Annotated in this window: 16 protein-coding genes and 1 tRNA gene; 14 read left to right on the top strand and 3 right to left on the bottom strand. The window is 44.8% G+C overall.

From position 1 onward, the window contains the following. Window positions 1-261: 261 nt before the first annotated feature. Window positions 262-338, bottom strand: a tRNA-Arg gene (locus JMY01_RS01945). A 372-nt stretch (window positions 339-710) separates the two neighbouring features. Between JMY01_RS01945 and JMY01_RS01950 the strand changes: the two genes are divergently transcribed. The 4 genes from JMY01_RS01950 (at window position 711) to queF (ending at window position 4,377) form a co-directional block, all read left to right on the top strand. After that, window positions 711-1,367, top strand: a complete 657-nt coding sequence (locus JMY01_RS01950) for a c-type cytochrome (protein ID WP_201573995.1) — start codon at window positions 711-713, stop codon at window positions 1,365-1,367. Window positions 1,368-1,636: 269 nt separating this feature from the next. Next, window positions 1,637-2,599 (top strand): ABC transporter ATP-binding protein, encoded by a 963-nt coding sequence (locus JMY01_RS01955; protein WP_201573996.1) that lies wholly within the window; start codon window positions 1,637-1,639, stop codon window positions 2,597-2,599. Between the two features lie 32 nt (window positions 2,600-2,631). Further along, entirely contained in the window at window positions 2,632-3,405 is a 774-nt protein-coding gene (locus JMY01_RS01960) for an ABC transporter permease (protein ID WP_201577055.1), read from the top strand. Between the two features lie 102 nt (window positions 3,406-3,507). Further along, window positions 3,508-4,377 carry an NADPH-dependent 7-cyano-7-deazaguanine reductase QueF gene (queF, locus tag JMY01_RS01965; protein ID WP_201573997.1) on the top strand — a complete coding sequence of 290 codons (870 nt, stop codon included), beginning with the start codon at window positions 3,508-3,510 and terminating at the stop codon, window positions 4,375-4,377. Between the two features lie 111 nt (window positions 4,378-4,488). Here the strand turns inward: queF and JMY01_RS01970 are convergent, their stop codons facing one another. Continuing rightward, window positions 4,489-6,207: a proline--tRNA ligase gene (locus tag JMY01_RS01970; RefSeq protein ID WP_201573998.1), complete on the bottom strand. Its 1,719-nt coding sequence runs from the start codon at window positions 6,205-6,207 to the stop codon at window positions 4,489-4,491. Window positions 6,208-6,756: 549 nt separating this feature from the next. Between JMY01_RS01970 and JMY01_RS01975 the strand changes: the two genes are divergently transcribed. From JMY01_RS01975 to JMY01_RS01990, 4 genes are all read left to right on the top strand, one after another. Then, on the top strand, window positions 6,757-7,527 hold the full coding sequence (locus JMY01_RS01975) for a DUF4230 domain-containing protein (RefSeq protein WP_201573999.1): 771 nt from the start codon (window positions 6,757-6,759) through the stop codon (window positions 7,525-7,527). A 524-nt stretch (window positions 7,528-8,051) separates the two neighbouring features. Further along, window positions 8,052-9,476, top strand: a complete 1,425-nt coding sequence (locus tag JMY01_RS01980; protein ID WP_201574000.1) for a hypothetical protein — start codon at window positions 8,052-8,054, stop codon at window positions 9,474-9,476. 129 nt (window positions 9,477-9,605) lie between these two features. Further along, window positions 9,606-10,136, top strand: coding sequence for an ATP/GTP-binding protein (locus JMY01_RS01985; protein WP_201577058.1), 531 nt, complete (start codon window positions 9,606-9,608; stop codon window positions 10,134-10,136). Window positions 10,137-10,217: 81 nt separating this feature from the next. Continuing rightward, window positions 10,218-10,658, top strand: a complete 441-nt coding sequence (locus tag JMY01_RS01990; protein ID WP_201574001.1) for a roadblock/LC7 domain-containing protein — start codon at window positions 10,218-10,220, stop codon at window positions 10,656-10,658. A 103-nt stretch (window positions 10,659-10,761) separates the two neighbouring features. Here the strand turns inward: JMY01_RS01990 and JMY01_RS01995 are convergent, their stop codons facing one another. Next, window positions 10,762-12,393, bottom strand: a complete 1,632-nt coding sequence (locus JMY01_RS01995; protein WP_201574002.1) for a deoxyribodipyrimidine photo-lyase — start codon at window positions 12,391-12,393, stop codon at window positions 10,762-10,764. 203 nt (window positions 12,394-12,596) lie between these two features. Between JMY01_RS01995 and JMY01_RS02000 the strand changes: the two genes are divergently transcribed. The 6 genes from JMY01_RS02000 to JMY01_RS02025 all read left to right on the top strand — a co-directional run bounded on the left by JMY01_RS02000 (window position 12,597) and on the right by JMY01_RS02025 (window position 19,881). Beyond that, a complete protein-coding gene (locus JMY01_RS02000) occupies window positions 12,597-13,268 on the top strand; it encodes a phosphoribosylanthranilate isomerase (protein WP_201574003.1) in 672 nt (223 codons plus the stop codon). 136 nt (window positions 13,269-13,404) lie between these two features. Then, window positions 13,405-14,679, top strand: a complete 1,275-nt coding sequence (gene trpB / locus JMY01_RS02005; protein ID WP_227677627.1) for a tryptophan synthase subunit beta — start codon at window positions 13,405-13,407, stop codon at window positions 14,677-14,679. Between the two features lie 116 nt (window positions 14,680-14,795). Then, window positions 14,796-15,620: a tryptophan synthase subunit alpha gene (gene trpA, locus JMY01_RS02010; RefSeq protein WP_201574004.1), complete on the top strand. Its 825-nt coding sequence runs from the start codon at window positions 14,796-14,798 to the stop codon at window positions 15,618-15,620. Between the two features lie 283 nt (window positions 15,621-15,903). Then, the gene (gene accD, locus JMY01_RS02015) at window positions 15,904-16,851 is read left to right on the top strand and encodes an acetyl-CoA carboxylase, carboxyltransferase subunit beta (RefSeq protein ID WP_201574005.1); all 948 of its coding nucleotides are present in this window, start codon (window positions 15,904-15,906) and stop codon (window positions 16,849-16,851) included. Window positions 16,852-17,058: 207 nt separating this feature from the next. After that, entirely contained in the window at window positions 17,059-18,441 is a 1,383-nt protein-coding gene (gene folC / locus JMY01_RS02020; RefSeq protein ID WP_201574006.1) for a bifunctional tetrahydrofolate synthase/dihydrofolate synthase, read from the top strand. Between the two features lie 204 nt (window positions 18,442-18,645). After that, window positions 18,646-19,881, top strand: a complete 1,236-nt coding sequence (locus JMY01_RS02025; protein WP_201574007.1) for a LysM peptidoglycan-binding domain-containing protein — start codon at window positions 18,646-18,648, stop codon at window positions 19,879-19,881. Window positions 19,882-20,124: the final 243 nt, after the last annotated feature.

Here is a 20,124-nt window from a genome sequence, read left to right on the forward strand (position 1 = left end):
CACGACAATAGGTGAGATAGTCAGAAACTGAACATCCACGAAGATGAAAAAAGATAATTGACAGTATCAAAAAGACGATATTTGGCAGTAGGACAATATTTGGCAGTATAGAAAAAGCAGAGAGACGAAAAAAGAGCGCTAAAGAGATAAATCATAGCACTTGAATAAAAGGTATGAGAGCAGGAAGGTTGGCGCGGGAAAGATTTAGACAGAAAGTAGAGTATTAAACAGAGAGATACATAAGCAGAGAAGTACAATGATTGGTGCGCTCGGCGGGGATCGAACCCACGACCCTCGGTTTCGGAAACCGATACTCTATCCAACTGAGCTACGAGCGCATAAATTGAGTTGGCTGCTATTTTAGGTAGACACCTTTAGGTAGGAGCTATATTGAAGCAAGTGTTAGCAGCAGTACAACGTGTCAAAATTGAGACCGCTTAGTCTAACAAATAAACATCAAAAAGCCAATGTCCAAAGCGAACTCATCGTATTTTTTAAGAAAAAACAAGATAGTCAGCAAACAGGCATGGCAATCTACCTGTCTTTTCCCTTATAATGTCAGGGAGAATATACATTTATAATCACCGATTACAGATGTGCTCACAAGTTAAGTGACGTTTACTATTGATAACCATAGGTTTTCAAAGGAGGATAGACGGCATGGCTAATTTGTGTCAGCCATTTGTATATGTAATAAGAGAACGTGACGAATGAGAAAAGTAGTTATGTTAACGGCAGCTGCCATTCTAGGAATCGCTAGTATCGCGGTGAGCCAAGCTGAAGATGCCGCAGACACACCTGTAGCCACCACTGAAGTCGTTGAGGCGCAAGAAGTCGTTGAAGACGCACCTGCTGAAGCGCTCGCTGACGAGACAGAAGCTGCTGCTGAGACCACAGATGATGCTGATGCTACTGAAGAAGCGTCTGCTGATGCAGAAGAAACTGAGACTGTGCAAGCCGCTGCTACTGAAGAAGTGCCTGTGCCACAAGATACCCCGCAAGTACAAAAGCTAATCGCATTATATCCAAATCTAATCGCCCGCATTCAGCCTGTTGGCCGTGTATGTATTGAAGGCGAGACTTGTGACGTAGCCACACGCGCCGCGAGTGTCTCAGCTGATGGTGGTCCGCGCGATGGCGCTACTGTCTACAATGCTGTCTGTCAGACTTGCCACGGTGCCGGCCTACTTGGCGCTCCAGTATTCGGAGATGCTGGTGCATGGGGACCGCGTATCGCTAAGGGTACTGATACTCTTTATGATCACTCAATCAATGGTTTCAATGCGATGCCTGCGAAGGGTGGTGCTGACATCCCTGACGAAGAAGTCCAAAACGCTGTGGATTATATGATCAGCGAAGCAAGCTAACTGACATAGTGAGAGAAATCTATATTTGAGTTTCTCACTTTATAGCGCCATCAGTTAGCCTATCGTTTATTATGTAGCATGATAAGACGCCTATTTCATTTATTGAGGTAGGCGTTTTTTTTGATGATGAGTATTATCAATATGATACTTCTAATAGGATGCAGTTGAAATTCATCATTAGCAGCCTCATTTTATGAAATTACATCATCTTTTGTATTTACTCTAAACATTGCTGTTCACATAAATCTACAACAAATAAAGAGGTCTTCATGTCAGAGGTACCAGCGCTGGTTGTCAAAAACTTATCCAAAACTTATGACAATGGTTTTACCGCACTCAAGGGAGTTGACTTAATCGTCCCTCAAGGTGGGTTCTTTGCCTTGTTGGGGCCAAATGGTGCTGGTAAATCGACAATGATTGGTATTATTAGCTCACTATTTAAGCCGACGACTGGCAGTGTGCATATATTTGGTACTGACCTATTAGACAATCCTTCGATTGCTAAGCAGTATCTTGGCGTTGTGCCACAAGAGTTCAACTTTAACCAGTTTGAAAAAGTTGAGGATATCTTGATTACTCAAGCAGGCTATTTTGGGATTTCTGCGAAAGAGTCTAAACCGCGTGCTGAGCGCTTATTAAAAGCGTTGGGGCTGTGGGATAAGCGTAATAACATGTCGCGAGAGTTGTCAGGTGGTATGAAGCGGCGTTTGATGATTGCGCGTGCACTGATTCATAAGCCGAAGCTATTGATTCTAGATGAGCCGACCGCTGGCGTCGACATTGAGCTGCGCCGTTCTATGTGGGATTTCATGCAGCAAATTAATATTGAAGAAAACACCACGATCATTCTGACGACGCACTATTTAGAAGAGGCGGAGCAGCTTTGTAAGCGCATTGCTATTTTAGATCATGGTGAGATACGTATTAATACTGAAATGAAAGACTTGCTTGCACAGTTGTCTGTCGAGACTTTTGTGCTTGATGTCAGTAAGCCACTTGAGCGTCCAGTACAGCTAGTCGGAGTGACAGAGGTTGCACAGCCAGATGATATGACGCTGGAGGTGACACTAACAGAAGGTGAGTCACTGAACACTGTTTTCACACAGTTATCAGATCAAGGTATCACGATTGCTAGTATGCGCAATAAGTCCAATCGTTTAGAAGAGCTGTTTATGCGTCTGGTAGACCAAAATATTCAAAATGAAGACAGTATGAAGGAGTCAGGGTTATGAGTCAGAAAATACAAGCAGACCCAAACGAAACCATGTCATGGTCTAAAAGATGGATTGCTTTTCAAACGATTTTGCTAAAAGAGATCCGCCGTATTCTGCGAATTTGGCCGCAGACATTATTGCCGCCAGTTATTACGATGACGCTCTATTTTGTCATCTTTGGCCGAATGATAGGTGATAGAGTGGGCGAGATGGGCGGAGTGCCTTATATGCAGTTTATCGTGCCTGGTCTCATCATGATGGCGGTGATTACCAACAGTTACTCTAACGTGGTATCGAGCTTCTTTAGTGCCAAGTTTACCTCTAGTATTGAGGAGCTGCTGGTATCCCCTGTCTCCAAACATGCCATATTAGCGGGTTATGTCAGTGGCGGTATCTTTCGCGGTCTGGTCATTGCACTAATCGTTTCGATAGTAGCGCTGTTTTTTACCGATCTTGGTATTGAGCATTTGTTTGTGACAGTTTTTACGGTACTTGGCACGTCGATTCTGTTTTCGCTTGGCGGCTTTATCAATGCGGTTTTTGCGCGCTCATTCGATGACATCTCAATCATTCCAAGTTTTGTGTTGACGCCTTTGACCTTTCTCGGTGGTGTGTTTTACTCGATGGAAGACTTGTCAACATTTTGGCAAAACGTATCGCTACTGAACCCCATTGTCTATATGGTGAATTCGTTCCGTTATGGCATTTTAGGCTACTCTGATGTCAATGTGTTTTATTCAATGGCGGCTATCTTTGCCTTTTGTGTGGTGTTTTATATCATTGCTTATCGATTGCTCGATGATGGGTCACGAATTCGTTTGTAATACTTGTTATTTAAGAAGATGAGCTGATCTGGTTAGACTGCCAGATTGGCTCATTTATGTTAAGCATGATCAATTTCAATTGTTTAGTATTAGGAAGGGCCAATGAGTATTCACGGTATCTTAGGTCAGCAAACCAATGACTATCCCACAGAGTATAGTCCAGAAACACTATATCCTATTGCCCGCAGTATGGGACGCGCGGCGATTGGCTGGCAGGATGACAAGTTGGCCGTTGGCATAGACTGGTGGCAGGCTTTTGAGGTGTCATGGCTCAACTCTCAAGGCATATCGCAAGTAGCGATGGCACGCTTAAGTATTCCAGCCAGCTCACCGTCTATCATTGAGTCGAAGTCACTAAAACTGTATTTAAATAGCCTTAACTTTACAGAGTTTGCAAGCTGGCAAGAAGTAGAAACGCTGATTGCTAAAGACCTATCTGAGTGCTTGCAAGCACAAGTACAAGTTGAATTATTTGCGTTAGAAGATAAGAATTCAAGACTACTGATTACCCAGCCAGACGGGGTTTGTATTGACAACGCACTCGCGGATAGTAGCGATAAAATATTGTTAAGTGCGCATCCTGATGCGTCGCTGCTCAAAGGCTCTACAATAGCAGCAACCTATAGCGCTGATAGTAATTCAGATCAGCCATATAGCTTTTATTGTAACTTACTGCGCAGTAACTGTCCGGTGACCAATCAACCTGATTGGGGCACTCTAGGCGTCTCTATCAGCAGCTCGCAAGTCATTGATAATGCCAGTATACTGCGTTATATATTAAGCTTTCGTCAGCATAATGGCTTTCATGAGCAATGTGTAGAGCAGATATTTGCTGATCTATCTCAGTATTATCAGCCAAGTGCGCTAATGGTGCGTGCCTGGTATACGCGCCGTGGTGGTATCGATATCAACCCTTGTCGCGTTAGTGACTTAAGCTTGTTGCCGCAGCCGAGTCGACTGATTCGGCAGTAGGCCATAGGACTGATTTAACTCAGTTCGCTATCGTTTAGCTTATACAGCAAAAAGCGCCCACCTCATTCAATGAGATGGGCGCTTTTTATGGCACAATCTTTACCAATAAGACTATTTTCTACTGACTTTTGCAACGACCTCTTCACGGCTTAGCATCTGCTTTTCTGCTTCACGGCGATTGACGTATTCGTACTTGTCTTCAGCCAGGTTGCGATCAGAAACCACAATGCGATGCGGAATACCAACCAGCTCAAGATCAGCAAACTTAACGCCTGGACGTTCGTTACGGTCATCAAGTAGCACATTGACACCCTGAGACTTTAACTCTTCATACAGCGCGGTAGCTGTCTGCATGACAGTATCTTCTTTCGACTTCATCGGTATGATGGCCACTTCAAAAGGTGCAATCGAATCATCAACGCTCGGTGTTTTTGGCCACATAATGCCGTTTTCATCGTTGTTTTGCTCGATGGCGGCCGCGATAATACGGCTAACGCCGATACCGTAGCAGCCCATCATCAAGGTGACTGGCTTGCCGTCTTCACCTGAGACACTACAGCCCATCGCTTGTGAGTACTTATCACCCAACTGGAAGATATGACCGACTTCGATGCCGCGTTTGATTTTTAGAGTGCCTTTACCATCTGGAGAAGGGTCGCCCTCGAGCACGTTACGTACATCAACAATGCGAGTAATGCTTGCATCACGTGCCCAGTTCATACCGATCGTGTGCTTATTGACCTTATTGGCACCAGTGACAAAATCTGACAAAGCTGCTGCTGAGCGATCGACAAAAACTGGCATATCTAAGTCAACACCAATATAGCCTTTATGTAGACCCGCGGCTTTTAGCTCTTCATCAGAGGCCATAGTCAGTGGCACGTTGGCTTCTTCTATTTTTTCTGCTTTGATATGGTTGAGTTGATGGTCGCCACGTAACACAATAGCGATGAGCTGCGGAGTCTCATCTTCTTTATGACCATGTACAATCAGAGTTTTGACGGTGGTTGCTAGTGGTACATCCAGATGCTCAGCCACCATCTTGCAGGTGGTCATCTCTTCTGTCAGCACGTCTTCACGCGCCATTTTAGGGGGCTGACGCTCAGCGGTGCTAACCGATTCTGCTAGCTCTACGTTGGCGGCATAATCAGAAGAGTCTGAGAAGGCAATATCGTCTTCACCGCTACTGGCCAATACATGAAACTCATGGGAGGCAAAGCCGCCGATGGATCCAGTATCTGCTTGCACGGCACGGAAGTCCAAACCTAAGCGAGTAAAAATGCGTGTATAAGCATCGTACATATCGTCATAGGTCTTAGCCAATGAGGCTTGATCTACGTGGAAGGAGTAGGCGTCTTTCATGGTGAATTCGCGTGCACGCATCACCCCAAAACGCGGGCGAATCTCATCACGGAACTTACCTTGGATTTGGAAGAAAGTGATGGGTAGCTGCTTATAACTACGCAGTTCACCTTGCGCCAAATTGGTAATGACCTCTTCATGAGTCGGGCCCAAGACAAAGTCGCGATCATGACGGTCTTTGAAGCGTAATAGCTCAGGACCATAGTCATCAAAACGGCCGGTGGTTTGCCACAGCTCAGCGGGCTGGGTCATGGGCATCAGCACTTCTTGAGCACCGATATTTTGCATCTCTTCGCGAACGATACGCTCGACTTTTTGCAAAATGCGTAGCCCCATGGGCAACCAAACATATAATCCAGAAGCGATTTTGCGAATAAGGCCAGCACGTACCATCAGTTGGCTTGAGGCGATATCGGCATCACTTGGAGTTTCTTTTAGCGTAGCGAACAAGAATTGACTGGCTTTCATAAATAAAGCGGAACCTTATCAACGATAAAATAAATAATAAATAAGGCACTGAGCATATAGTAATTGCTACAAGACGGCCTTTATATATAACCTGATGACACTAGTGATTTGCTCGATGTAATGACTAGACTGGCTATTTAGAGTCTGTTTTCTGTTTAGAAACCAGCTCATAGTAGGCTAATAATCGTAAGCTAATATGAGATAGCCAATACAGGGTGACATTTTATCGACGCAATCTGACTATGTTAGGTAAAGTTTGCCTAAGACGCAATGGTTTTTTGTCTTTTGCAGCAGAACGACGCAGAAACTACAAAATAGTATGAAAAAAGCAACCATCTGACAGCTTTAACGGGTATAGATAATAAAAATCAGAGTGATTTTGAAAGGATGGCCATTCTCAAAAACAAGGGATAAAAAGTTGTGTAGTGGGTTGGTAGTTAATACTTGAAGTTAGGCATAAAAAGCGTCATCTATAGCATTATAAACCAGTGTCTTTCTCATTCGTAATGGCTTTATGAATGTAGTTGATAACAAATAAAGGTAGCGAATATGACAACTCCTGATAACCAGCCTCCTATTAATCCAGATGAAACCCTTAGTAAGCGTCCTAAGCCAAAACAGAAGCAGTCCATCGGGATGGCGACATGGATACTTCTAATCTTAAGTTTTACCGCATTGGCCTTTGCTGTTTATACCATTCAGACCCGTATTATTGATGAGCCCATTGAGACCATCACTCGCGAAGGAGTTGTCACTCAAATACAGCAACTAAACCGCTTGCAAACGGTTGCTTTTAACGTCCATACGGTGATTACCAGTCAACGTGAGGGGAGCTGGATGAAACTGTGGCAAGATGAGCAAAAAGGGCTGTTTATTGCCCGTGGTCGCGTGGAGGCTGGTATTGACCTAAGCGAGTTGTCACCCGATATGGTACAAGTGGTGCAAGCTGCTGATCAGCTTAATTCTAATGTAGCGGATGGGCAGGAGATCGATGCCAATGTACCTGTTTCCGTTATGCCGCAAATTAATATTACCTTGCCGCCATCAGAGATATTTTCAGTCTATCTCGATGATATTGAGATTTATGATTGGCAAACGGGTGCTTTTGGCTTGATGCAAGTGGATCCAAAAATATTGGCACAAGCGCAGAGTATGGCCAAAGCAGAAGTCATCGAGCGCGCTTGCCGTGGTGATGTGATGAATATTGCGCTAAAGAATGCGCAGACTCAGCTGCAGCAGCTGTTTTCTTTAACGGGCGCAGTCGTGACGGTCACGACCCAAGGGGCAGGAGCGTGTCAGATACCATCCAAAACGGCGTAGCCAAAATGACAAAAGCCAATAGGTTAGTCTGATCTTCGCTACGCAACACGGCTGAATATATAACAACTATTACAGCAAGTAACTTTTTCAAGTAACTTACTTTGAGCGCTTTTAGTCTACCGGCTAAAAGTGCTTTTTTGTAGAAATCTCTATAATTTAGAGGGAGGTGGTACGGATTTTGCATTATGCATTGAAAGAAAGAGCGAATAGGCATAGTTTTCAGCGCTAATCTACTCTACAATCCCTGGGCGCCAGTATCTTGGCTATCTAAAGCTATTTAGCGAGCAGTAAAGATAGAGAGTTGGCTCTGTCTATAAGATCAGCACTATATAAGATAAGTATTATGAAGGTCATGAGATATTATTTTATTTCAACAGACCTTAGTCTTAAAGAGTGCTTGGTTTAGTGGGATTACTCAGGAGTTGTTGCAAGGCGAAAAAGCAGAGCGATAGTGGCTTTGAAAATTTTAAAATTGCGGACTCAAAATAAAGTTGCTAGCAAATAGTGCGGTTTGGAGAGTTTATATGAGTAGTCTCGAACAAGGTACTCAAGAGAATCTAAAAAAAGTCCTACGTACAGCGATAGTAGGGGTAAGGCCTGCTGACCAGGTTATGCTCAAGGGCTATCTGCGAGTTTTATTACGCTTAGATGTTGAGCTTGAATGGGTATCAGCGAAACACCCACAAGTTGACCTGTTTTTGATCAGCAATGATTTTCGTCATGCTGCTAATGCAAAAATCCTACAAGGTCAGCAGCATAAGCCTGTACTTTACACTAGCCGTACCGATACAGGAGAGGGCCAGTTAGTCGACGATAGGCTTGTCTTACCCTTAAAGTGCCTTAATGGACTCGAAAAATGGCTAACTAGTACCGTGCCTTTACTTGCTAAGGTGACAGAAGAAAGTGCGACCAGTCTTCAAAGTAATGAAACGCTAGCCAGCACTGCTCTTAACAACCAAATCCCGTCATCATCCAGTGACAGTATTTCTCGTGATCAAGCATCTAGTAATGAGATACTGCAGTCAAATGTGAATAATGGCATTAATAGCGCTTATCCTGATGTGACATATACTAAGGGCTCTAGCTTCTCTCCCGATAACTATGAGAGCATCATTGCCTTTATTAAGGCAGTGCATAAGCGTCCGCTAGGTATTTATCAGATCATCGTTAATAATCAAGCTATTGCCATTGCTGAGCCTAGTCGCGCGCGTGTTTGGTTGAAGCGGTCTGAGGAAGCTCTGGTATTGCCTACCAGTTATGATTGGCGATTACAAAGCTATGACGGTGAGTACCCAGTAGACACAGCAGCACAAGATCTAATGCAATGGCTTTGGCGCTGTGCTTGGGGGCAGATAGATATGCTACTACCTTTGATCAATGATGACACACCTTATCGGTTGGGTTATTGGGTAAAACCTATAGGTGCAATTAAATATAGCACTAATGGCAACCGTAAAGTCGCAAACAAAGATCGACGTGAGCTGTTGCAAGTGATGAATGCATTAGAAAACACAGCTTGTGATGTCAATGACTTGACAAGGTTAGCAGCTATTTCGGTGAAAAACGTCAAAAAGATAATAGCTGGTCTCTTATTTTCAGGAAGTTTAAAAGCTGAAAGCTATGAGTATCTGGATACATTGGTTGGTCGCTCGTCGCGTATGACGCAGCAAAATAAGCCTATAGATACTGTGCACACTATAAATGACATAGTAGAAAGTGTAGCAATCATATCAGATAAGCCTATCGAGCCTACTGCGAGTAATACTAAGCAGACAGCGCTTGAAGCCTTGCTAGAGAGACGCGCTCGAGGAGAGGCGGTAGCGCCTACCACTTCAAGCCCTACTATCACTCCCGATATTGAGACAGATAAAGCTACTGTCGAAACGACTCCTGCCCAGCAAGAAAAGCGTGGGTTTTTAGCGCGACTACGCCAAAAGCTAGGTCTTTAGTTTTCTAGGTCTGTAGGGTAGAGACTTTGAAATCGTAAAATATGAGCCAAAAGTGATTGTTTTTGTAAATGGACTTTAACCTCTATACTATTAAATTTTTTAAATGCGCTGTTAAGCGCTAGGTAGTCAATTATTATGCAACGTCTAAAAATTGTTTTTAGTGGCCCAATGGGTGCGGGAAAAACTCAAGCAATCGCAAGCCTTTCTGATATACCAGTGGTCTCTACGGAAGTGCAAAATACAGATTTGGATGCACCTACTAAGGCCTTGACCACTGTTGGGATGGATTATGGTGAGCTTACCTTTGATGATGCGACAGGTATTGGGTTATACGGTACACCTGGGCAGGAGCGTTTTGATTTTATTTGGCCGATTCTAGCGCAGGGCGCGCTTGGGGTGATTATTTTGATTGATCATTCAGCCGCTGACCCTGTTCAAGATATGGCAACCTATCTGGATAAGTTTGACAAAATATATCAAGGTCGGATTATCGTTGGGGTCAGTCAAATTGACAAAAAACCTGAGCGTGAGTTTGATATTTATCGTGAGTGGTTACGTGAAAACAACCGGACTATCCCCATTTTTCCTGTTGATATGCGTAAAAAGGATGATGTGCTTTTATTGGTTGAAACCATTATTACCGCGCTTGAGCAAGGTTAAAGAGTAAAGCTATATTGGTTTTTAGGGCATGCCCTAGTTCTTATTTAATACATTAAAACTCAGTGACAATGGAAACATATAATGAATGACAAACTGTTTCAGACGGAGTCAAGTCGTCTTAAGCCTTCAGAGCTCTTTGTAGTGACATCAAAAGAGGTGCTGCATGATTTGGTGCATAGCACCAGTGGTATTGATGGGGTGTTACTTGCTTCAACAGATGGTTTTGAGGTCAGCTCTATTTTTCAAAAAGAATATGATGCAGGTAAGTTATCTGCCGTCGGCAGCTCGATTTTGGCGCTGGTTCAGGCATTAACCAATGAGGCACAGCTCACTGGTTGTCGTTCTGTGATCTTGGATGCGCAAGACGGTAAGATTATGATCAGTGCTGTCCCTAATAAAAACCAGCCGATGATTGTCATCGTCGTGACCAAGCAACAAGTACTATTAGGGCAGATCATGCACGGTATGAATAAAGCGATTAATCAATTGGTGGCGCTAGATCAACAGAATAACGAAAAATAATAGCATGATTGTATGATGGGGCTTGGTAATAAATAGTCGAGGTGCTGATAGCTGATAGGTAATACTGATGATACGCAGCACCTAGATCAATAGATTTGAATTATTATTTTTTAAATTCTGCAATGGCCAGTTGCCGCGCTGCTTTGTGCCCGACCATCGGTACAGGGTAGTCAGTTTTGGCAAGTTTGCCACCCTTTGCTAGTGCTTTACGCATTTTGTCCTCGCTGTGCAGGATGCTAGCAGGAATGTCCTTTAGCTCAGGCAGCCAAGTCTTGATGAATACGGCCTCTGGGTCATGAGTTTTGCCTTGGCTAAAGGGGTTCATAATACGGAAGTAAGGGGCAGCGTCCGTGCCTGTGGATGCGCTCCATTGCCAGCCACCGTTGTTAGACGCAAAATCACCGTCTATCAGCTGCAGCATAAAATAACGCTCGCCTAAGCGCCAATCAGTCAGTAAATCTTTGGTCAAAAACATCGCCGTAACCATGCGTAGGCGATTATGCATAAAGCCTGTCGCATTGAGACAGCGCATCGCCGCATCGACTAACGGCACGCCCGTCATGCCAGTACACCATTTCTCAAAATCATCCTTGTCATAGGACCAATTAATCTTGCTGTCTGTTTCTTCCTTATAAGCCTTGTGGCGAATAAGTGCTGGCTTATCTACTAAGACATGACGATAAAAATCGCGCCACGCCAGCTCGCTTATCCAGCGATTGATATCATCATTGTCGCCATCATTACCATGTAGCTTTTCTTGAACTTTCGCTGCTTGTAGGTAGCAAAGTCTGGGGCTAATTGAACCAATGGTAAGATAGGCTGAGAGCTGACTGGTTGCTTGTAGGCTGGGCACATCGCGACTGACATCGTAGTGATCAATATCGTCAGCGATAAGATCCTCTAAACGCTGGCAAGCTGCATCTTCACCTGCAGGGTACGCTGTCCGAGCGTGGTCAAGCTGTGCATCCATATCGATATGTGCTAACAATCCAGTGTCTTGTAAGGTCTTTTGATAGTCGCTGACCGTGTCTTGAACTAGGTTTTCTATGTCGTTGATAGTAGTAGCGCTGGATTTTGAGGTTTTTAGCTGGGCTTTGTTATTGCTTGCCGCTGCTGCGTCATGCATTTGCAGGGCGCTGACCTCTAAGGTATGCCGCCATTTTTTATAAAATGGGGTAAATACTTGATACATGCTGTTGCCATCATTGGTGGTGATGCTTTGCGGTGGCAAGATGCACTGGTCATGCCAACGGACAAACTCGATATCGGTTTTTGCCAGTTGTTTGCTGAGTTGTTCATCACGGTCAACCTCATTGCCCTCGTACTCATGATTGGCCATGACGCAGCTGATGTTATTAGCTTCACATAATGTGTTGAGCGCATCGACACAATCAGAAAAACTGGGGCAAACCTGTACACTCAAGGTAATATTCAACTGCGCTTGCAAATCCTTCGCCAGTATCGGCAAAGTACGAGCGATGTGATCGACCTGTAGCAGTGAAGTATCATGCGCTTGCCACTGCTCTGGCGTGAGGAGGTATATAGCGCTGACTTGCGCATTGTCTGCGTTTGCCCGTTCACAAAGTGCCGCCAATGCCGTATTATCATGTAGGCGCAAATCACGACGGAACCACATTAAGTAATGCGGCTGGCTTGTGCTACTATCGTTGTCTTGGTTATTGCTGTTATTATCTTGGCTATTATTACTGTCAGTTGTGGCTGTCTTTTTAGACATTCAGGAATCCCTATTTTTATCAATCGTAATCATAAACAAAACTATGAATAAAAGTATGCTAGGATAAGTTTTTGGATGCAATCGATTTGCCAATGGATTAACAAATCAGCATCATATCTAACGATTAGAGTTGAGCGCGAACTTGTCTATTGTCATCAAACTCTCAGTACAATACTAAATATTTAACCTTTTAAGGTCACCTAATGCACGTTAAGTTTTGCGGCTTTACCCAGCTTAGTGATGTCAATACAGCTGCCCAGCTGGGTGTCGATGCGGTTGGTTTGGTGTTTTATCCGCCAAGTCCGCGTGCTGTGACGCTCATTCAGGCGCAGACATTGAGTGCTGCTTTACCTGCTTTTGTCAGCATTGTGGCATTAATCGTCAATATGCCTGAGGATGAGCTGATCGAACTGGCAAATAACGTCGCTTTTGATATTATTCAGTTCCACGGTGATGAAACGCCTGAGCAGTGCCAGCAGCTGGCAAGCGTGGTCAATAAACGCTGGATGAAAGCGCTGCGTATCAATGCTAAGCAAGATACAGTAGAGAGCGTGCATGCATGTATAGATAGCTTTGCAGCAGCAGGAGCGAGTAGTATTTTACTCGATGCCTATCAGCAGCATAAATATGGCGGTACGGGCGCGCGCTTTGACTGGAGCCTTATTCCGCATAATAGCTCTCTGCCGATTATCTTAGCGGGCGGATTGGATGCCGACAATGTCGCTGCCACGCTTGGTTTACCTATTTATGGCGTCGATGTCAGCGGTGGCATTGAAATTGATAAAGGTAAAAAAAACGCTGACAAGATGCGTGCCTTTATGAAAGCCGTAAAGCGTGACCGATGGCAAAACGAGACGGTCACTGACGTTATCTAAGATCACTGTGATATTTATGCCATCTTTTCTTATTTGATCGTTATTCCGACTTCCTGATTGAGCCTTATTTTCATTAGCAAAATACTTATACCACCCATACTTATATTAAAAGATATTAATTATCGTAGGAATTATCATGAGTAATGTCACAAGCAAAGCACCCTCTGCGACTGTACAATCTATCAATACTTTTACCAATCCAACAGACGTGCAAGACTTTAACCAATATCCCGATGCGCGCGGACATTTTGGTGTCCATGGCGGCCGTTTTGTCTCTGAAACGCTGATGGCAGCCTTAGAAGAGCTGGAGACGCTATATACCAAAGTAAAAGCCGATCCTGCATTTTGGGAAGAGTATCACAATGATTTGGTCAATTATGTTGGTCGTCCAACCCCGCTATATCATGCCAAGCGTTTGAGTGATGAGATAGGCGGCGCGCAGATTTACTTTAAACGTGAAGACTTAAACCACACTGGCGCGCACAAAGTTAACAACACTATCGGACAGGCACTGCTTGCCAAGATGTGTGGTAAAAAACGCATCATCGCTGAGACCGGTGCAGGGCAACATGGTGTGGCGACGGCAACGATTGCCGCACGCTTGGGGCTAGAATGCATCATTTATATGGGTGCGGATGATGTCGAGCGCCAAAAGATGAACGTTTACCGTATGCGCCTGCTTGGTGCAACGGTTGTGGCTGTCACTTCAGGCTCACGCACGCTAAAAGATGCAATGAATGAAGCCATGCGCGATTGGGTGACCAATGTGGACAGCACTTATTACATCATCGGTACGGTTGCAGGCCCGCATCCTTATCCGTTACTGGTACGTGACTTCCAAGCGATCATTGGCAAGGAAGCACGTATCCAACATTTAGAAAAAACGGGCAAGCTGCCTGATGCCTTGGTCGCTTGTGTTGGCGGTGGCTCGAACGCTATTGGTCTGTTTTTTGATTTTCTCAATGATACAGAAGTCAAAATGTATGGCGTGGAGGCGACAGGTGACGGTATTGAGTCGGGTCGCCATTCAGCGCCATTGGCTGCTGGTCGTATCGGCGTCCTACACGGTAACCGTACCTATTTGATGGCGGACGATGAAGGCCAAATTCAAGAGACGCACTCTATCTCAGCGGGACTTGATTATCCTGGTGTCGGTCCTGAGCACAGTTTCCTAAAAGATATGAAGCGTGTTGAGTATGTTGGTTGTACCGATAAAGAGTCGTTGGAAGCCTTCCATGAAGCCACGCGTAAAGAAGGGATTATCCCTGCCTTAGAGTCTGCTCACGCAGTCGCCTACGCGCTGAAGCTGGCGAAGACCATGACCCCTGAGCAAAGCATCATCGTCAATATGTCAGGTCGCGGTGATAAGGATCTGCATTCAGTGATGAAGGCGGAAGGGATTGAGTTGTAGTAGCCCCTATTTTTACATGCTATTAACCTGTATTTATAATACAAATTGATTAGTCTTTGATTATGCATTCAGCAGAAGACTAATCAAACCAGTTTACATTAATATTAGAGGCCACTATGACCAGAATTGAAAGCACATTTGAAACCTTAAAAGCCCAAAATAAAAAAGCCCTGATTCCTTATGTGATGGCAGGCGATCCAACCCCTGGTAACTTTGTCGGCCTGCTACATGACTTAGTCAAACACGGCGCAGATATGATTGAAGTGGGTTTGCCATTCTCTGATCCCATGGCAGATGGTCCAACCGTTGCATTGGCGGGTGAGCGTGCGCTAGCAGCGGGCACAAGTACGCGTGATGCGCTAAATATGGTTGCAGAGTTCCGCAAGCAAGATACGCAAACGCCAATTATTCTAATGGGTTATCTCAATCCTGTTGAAATCATCGGTTATGATAACTTTGTCGCTTTATGTGAGCAGTCAGGCGTTGATGGCATATTGATGGTTGATTTGCCGCCAGCAGAGGCAGGTAGCTTTACTCAGCATTTAACTGAGCATGCGATGAACGAGATTTTCTTATTGTCACCGACCACTTTGCCTGAACGCCGTGAGCAAGTATTGACGCATTGTGGTGGCTTTATCTATTACGTGTCACTCAAAGGGGTGACAGGCTCGGCAACGCTCAATACTGATGACGTCGCCACCCATGTGCAAGCCATCAAAGCAGAAACAGACTTGCCAGTATGTGTGGGCTTTGGTATTCGTGATGCAGCATCAGCCAAAGCGATTGGTCAGCATGCGGACGGTATTATTGTGGGTAGTGCGTTGGTACAAAATTTTGCCGATATAGATGCCACAGATGTCGCTGCGGTCGCGACCGCTCAGAAAAAGATAATGGCTAAGATGGATGAGTTACGAGATGCACTCGATAGTTTGTGCGCTTAAGTTATAAAAGAAGCATGCTCTAATAACAATATTGTCAGTGACAAAGCCAAATGACTTTGCTAAATTTAGTTTACGTGTGTAAACTAATATCACGTATAAATTGTTACAATTACACGCTATAGCCTCTTCAGCAAATATAGAGCATATTTTGGATGGGTTATACGTGCTTCATAACCGCTCATGTTATGACTGTATTTGACTCACAGTTTAAATAATAATTAGACTCTTAGGGACAAGTGTATGAGCAAACTTGCCGATAAGCCTTCGACAATGGCGAATAAATATGACTGATACGATAAAAAAACCCGATACTCCAAACGCTGGTGCCTCATGTGCTCTCAAAGAAAGTGCCGCTGATCCGACGCGTCATTCATGGTTTGAGCGCCCAGTACCAGGCATCAAGCAGCAATTGACGGCGCCGCTAACGGCGGTAGAGACTGAGCCATCAACCGAGTGTACGAGCTGTCACTCGATGATTACCAATACGGCGCTGATCTTTAACTGTTATATTTGCCCGCATTGTGATCATCATATGCCAATGTCTGCGCGTGAGCGTTTACAATGGTTTTTGGATCAAGTAGATGGTGAGCTTGGGCAGGAATTTAGTGCCAAGGATCCGCTCAAGTTTGTCGATAGCAAGCCTTATCCAGATCGGATGCTTGAAGCACAAACCAAAACTAATGAAACAGAAGCCTTGCTCGTTATGTATGGCAAGCTGCGCAACCTTGATGTGGTCGCCTGTGCTTTTGACTTCCGCTTTATGGGTGGTTCAATGGGTTCAGTGGTTGGCGATCGCTTCGTGCAAGCAGCTGAAACAGCGCTAGAGAGAAAAGTTCCCTTGGTATGTTTTGCGGCATCTGGTGGTGCTCGTATGCAAGAAGGCTTGCTGTCGTTGATGCAGATGGCACGTACCGCAGCAGCAGTCGAGCGTTTGAGAATTGCTGGTGTACCTTATATCGTGATATTGACCAACCCTGTCTATGGCGGCGTGACAGCATCACTTGCTATGCTTGGTGATATTCATTTGGCAGAGCCAAAAGCGATGATTGGCTTCGCTGGTAAGCGCGTTATTGAGCAGACAGTACGGGAAACGCTACAAGAGCCATTCCAACGTGCCGAGTTTTTATTAGAGCATGGGGTAGTGGATGAAGTCGTCCATCGCCATCAGCTGGTAGATACGACCTATCGACTACTGGCCAAGCTGTGCGGTCAGCCAAACGTTGATGCCTAGTCAATAGTCCTTTCTGTCCTAATGGTTCACTCCAATAGCATTTATCGTCAATGGCGGTAAATGCTATTTTTAGTTTGGACTTTAACAATTTAATTTTGGTTTTTAGTAGGGGTGTTATACACTGCTTTTATTTACCTCTCTATTTGTTGAAAGCCGAGTCGTTAACACTATCTTTCTTTTAATTTGAGTTTTTTAATAGGTTTTTCTATGTCTGCATCGGCACCTTCTGATCTGGTTAATAATAATATTTCTAATAATAGTCCTCATAGTGGAGCCACCCTAACTGAATGGCTGGATTATATGCAGCAGATTCATGTCTCAGCGATAGACATGGGGCTGTCACGAGTACTGCCAGTCGCTGAATATTTGGGTGTGGTGCAGTCTGCTCAGGAAGATACCTATGTGTTTACCGTAGCAGGGACCAATGGCAAAGGCTCAACGACTGCTGTTATCAATGAGTTGTGCCAAGCAGCTGGTTACAAGACGGCGTTATATCAGTCACCGCATCTCAGTGTGTTTAATGAGCGCGTGCGTATCAATGGTGAGATGGTCAGTGATCAGACGCTGATAGATGCTTTTAATAAAGTAGAAGCGGCGCGACTAGAGTGTGAATTAACGTTATCGTTTTTTGAGATGACCACACTGGCTGCGCTATTGATATTTGCGGAAGCAGAGTGTGATGTTTGGGTGTTAGAGGTGGGGCTAGGTGGTCGCCTCGATGTGGTGAATATCATAGATCCAGATATGGCTGTCATCACTAATATTGGCATCGATCACGTAGATTGGTTGGGTGATAATGTTGAACAGATTGGTGCAGAAAAAGCCGGTATCTTACGTGACGGTATTACCCTAGTCTATGGGGCAGCTGATATGCCAGATAGCGTACAGCAGCTTATTAAGCATCATCAGGCGACTTGCTATCAGGTAGGACAGGATTTTAGTTATCGGGCACAGGACACGCAGACATGGCAGTATAGTAATGCCGCCATTACCTTGAGCTTGCCGCGCCCCGCGCTGTCACCTATGAATACCGCTAACGCCCTATCTGCAGTGCTGGCAAGCCCACTGAAGATTGATACTGCCGCTATTGAGCAAGCACTAGGCACTGTAAAGCTAGCAGGTCGCTTTGATTATCGTGAGGTTGCCAAGCGCCATTGGCTATTTGATGTGGCTCATAATGAGCAAGGGGTGGATTTTTTATTGGCGCAATTACTGCCATTATGGCAAGCGCATAGCAAGCGTCAGCAGTCTAAATTGCCTGAATCGTCTGCACCTCAAGCGACTATCAAGATGCTGTTCTCTATGTTAGGTGATAAAGACATTGCGATGGTTATACAGCGTTTGATGGCTGCTGGTTTGCCGATTACAGACTGGTATATTGCAGAGATTGACCATCCACGAGCAGCAAGTGCTGAGCAGCTGCAAACGGCACTGGCTAAGCAGGTGACAGATATCTCTATACACACCCATCAGAATCTACAGCAGGCAACTTACGCTGTGATTAATGACAGCGCACCTCAAGACTTGATAGTCGTTTGTGGATCTTTTCATACGATTGGCGAGGCACTTGCCACACTTGAAGTATCGTAATACTTAATGAGGTTTATGAGTTATTAAATAATGTCTCAACATCATGTTAAGAAGTGTGCGATAGCAGACAGCGCAAAAAATATGTTTTATAATCAAAGCACTTTCATAAAAATGAGATGACTTTTGCTATCTGATTTATAGTGGGCAGACTGTTGTAGTCGCGCCTAGCAATCAACCTTTTTACCAACTAAGAGACGTAAACGGATGAATTTTTCGAGACAAGCCTTATTGGGCATCGGGATGATTATAGGTGGTAGCGTGATGCTATACGCTATGGTACAGCAGATTGGTTCTGGTGATGGCCAAACGGCAGCGCCTGCCATCGTCGATCAAACCTCTACTCAGCAAGCAGTAAGCGCACCATTGACCACAGATATTGATACAGAAAAACGTATATTGGCGCAAAAACAAAAAGAGCGTGCAGCGCGTGTTGCTGAGCAAGAGAAGCGGGCACAGGAGTTTTTGGCAGAGCAAGAAAGCGCTGAAGCGCAAGCACTGGCCAAAGCTCGGGCGGAGAATCAGCAATATAGAGCAAATATGACATCTACAGGCGGCGATGAAGACAGTCCAGAAGCCGCACAGAATGCTATTGCCACGCCAGCAGTCCAACCACGAACAGATACTGAGGTGACTGCTACCAATGTCGCTGATAGCAATAGCGCTGCCCAAGCTGAGAAAAAAGCACAGGAAGCTGCTGCACAAACGCAAGCAAAAAAACAGGCTGAAGCTGAGGCCAAAAAGCTAGCAGAGGCTAAGAAACAAGAAGAAGCCAAAAAACAAGCTGAGGCAGACGCTAAGAAAAAAGCCGACGCTCAGAAAAAGGCAGAAGAGCAGGCCGCAGCCGAACAGAAAAAACAGGCAGAAGCAAAAGCAGCAGCTGAAGCTGCAAAAAGCGCTCCACCGACAGCACCGATCGATTATGATGTTAAGCGCGGTGATGGTTTGTTAAGGTTAGCACGCCAGTACAATGTGCCAGTTGCAGCATTAGCACAAGCCAATGATTTATCACCTTCAGCCTCCCTACAGTTAGGTCAAACTCTGACCATTCCTTCACGTAAGCAAGTTGAGCGTTTAGAGCGTGAAGCGGCGGCAGCCGAGGAAAAAAGGAAAAAGGAAGCGGAGCAGGCGAAAAAGTCAGCTGAAGCAAAACGAGAAGCGCAGCAAAAGCTACGTGAAGCACGTCAAGAAGTAAAGCAAACGGATGCCAAAGGCGACTTTGGTGTACAAGTTGCCTTAGCAGGCAATCAGGCGTCTGCTGACGAGGTGGCGAAGAAGTTTAAGTCAGCGGGCTATCAAGTCAAAACCAGTGCTACCAGTCGCGGCGTACGTGTCATCGTTGGCCCTGAGCGCGGTAAGGTTGCTGCGTTAGCCCTGAAGGATAAGATCAATACTGACCCTAAAGTGAATACCACTGGCGCTTGGGTACTATACTGGCGTTGATATGCTAACTTGAGTCATGACTAATACCCAAAAGTAACTTATAAGCCTTTAAGAAGTAGTCTCTAAAAATTAAACACCTTCTTACTTTAAATCAGTTAATTTTCAAAACACGACATATATTGTCGTGTTTTGTGGTTTATGAGTTGTAGATAGCCATCAGCTCGGATAGTATGAGGTCGATTTACTATTCCTTTATTTTTTCCCTGTATCACGTGCTAGCCATCAATGGTTGTCACGCTGTGA

This window comes from Psychrobacter sp. H8-1 (assembly GCF_904846575.1).
GTDB lineage: Bacteria > Pseudomonadota > Gammaproteobacteria > Pseudomonadales > Moraxellaceae > Psychrobacter > Psychrobacter fulvigenes.

Coding starts and splice junctions, on each gene's coding strand:
- JMY01_RS01950 (WP_201573995.1), top strand. CDS start 711: ATGAGAAAAGTAGTTATGTTAACGGCAGCTGCCATTCTAGGAATCGCT.
- JMY01_RS01955 (WP_201573996.1), top strand. CDS start 1,637: ATGTCAGAGGTACCAGCGCTGGTTGTCAAAAACTTATCCAAAACTTAT.
- JMY01_RS01960 (WP_201577055.1), top strand. CDS start 2,632: ATGTCATGGTCTAAAAGATGGATTGCTTTTCAAACGATTTTGCTAAAA.
- queF (WP_201573997.1), top strand. CDS start 3,508: ATGAGTATTCACGGTATCTTAGGTCAGCAAACCAATGACTATCCCACA.
- JMY01_RS01970 (WP_201573998.1), bottom strand. CDS start 6,207: ATGAAAGCCAGTCAATTCTTGTTCGCTACGCTAAAAGAAACTCCAAGT.
- JMY01_RS01975 (WP_201573999.1), top strand. CDS start 6,757: ATGACAACTCCTGATAACCAGCCTCCTATTAATCCAGATGAAACCCTT.
- JMY01_RS01980 (WP_201574000.1), top strand. CDS start 8,052: ATGAGTAGTCTCGAACAAGGTACTCAAGAGAATCTAAAAAAAGTCCTA.
- JMY01_RS01990 (WP_201574001.1), top strand. CDS start 10,218: ATGAATGACAAACTGTTTCAGACGGAGTCAAGTCGTCTTAAGCCTTCA.
- JMY01_RS01995 (WP_201574002.1), bottom strand. CDS start 12,393: ATGTCTAAAAAGACAGCCACAACTGACAGTAATAATAGCCAAGATAAT.
- JMY01_RS02000 (WP_201574003.1), top strand. CDS start 12,597: ATGCACGTTAAGTTTTGCGGCTTTACCCAGCTTAGTGATGTCAATACA.
- trpB (WP_227677627.1), top strand. CDS start 13,405: ATGAGTAATGTCACAAGCAAAGCACCCTCTGCGACTGTACAATCTATC.
- trpA (WP_201574004.1), top strand. CDS start 14,796: ATGACCAGAATTGAAAGCACATTTGAAACCTTAAAAGCCCAAAATAAA.
- accD (WP_201574005.1), top strand. CDS start 15,904: ATGACTGATACGATAAAAAAACCCGATACTCCAAACGCTGGTGCCTCA.
- folC (WP_201574006.1), top strand. CDS start 17,059: ATGTCTGCATCGGCACCTTCTGATCTGGTTAATAATAATATTTCTAAT.
- JMY01_RS02025 (WP_201574007.1), top strand. CDS start 18,646: ATGAATTTTTCGAGACAAGCCTTATTGGGCATCGGGATGATTATAGGT.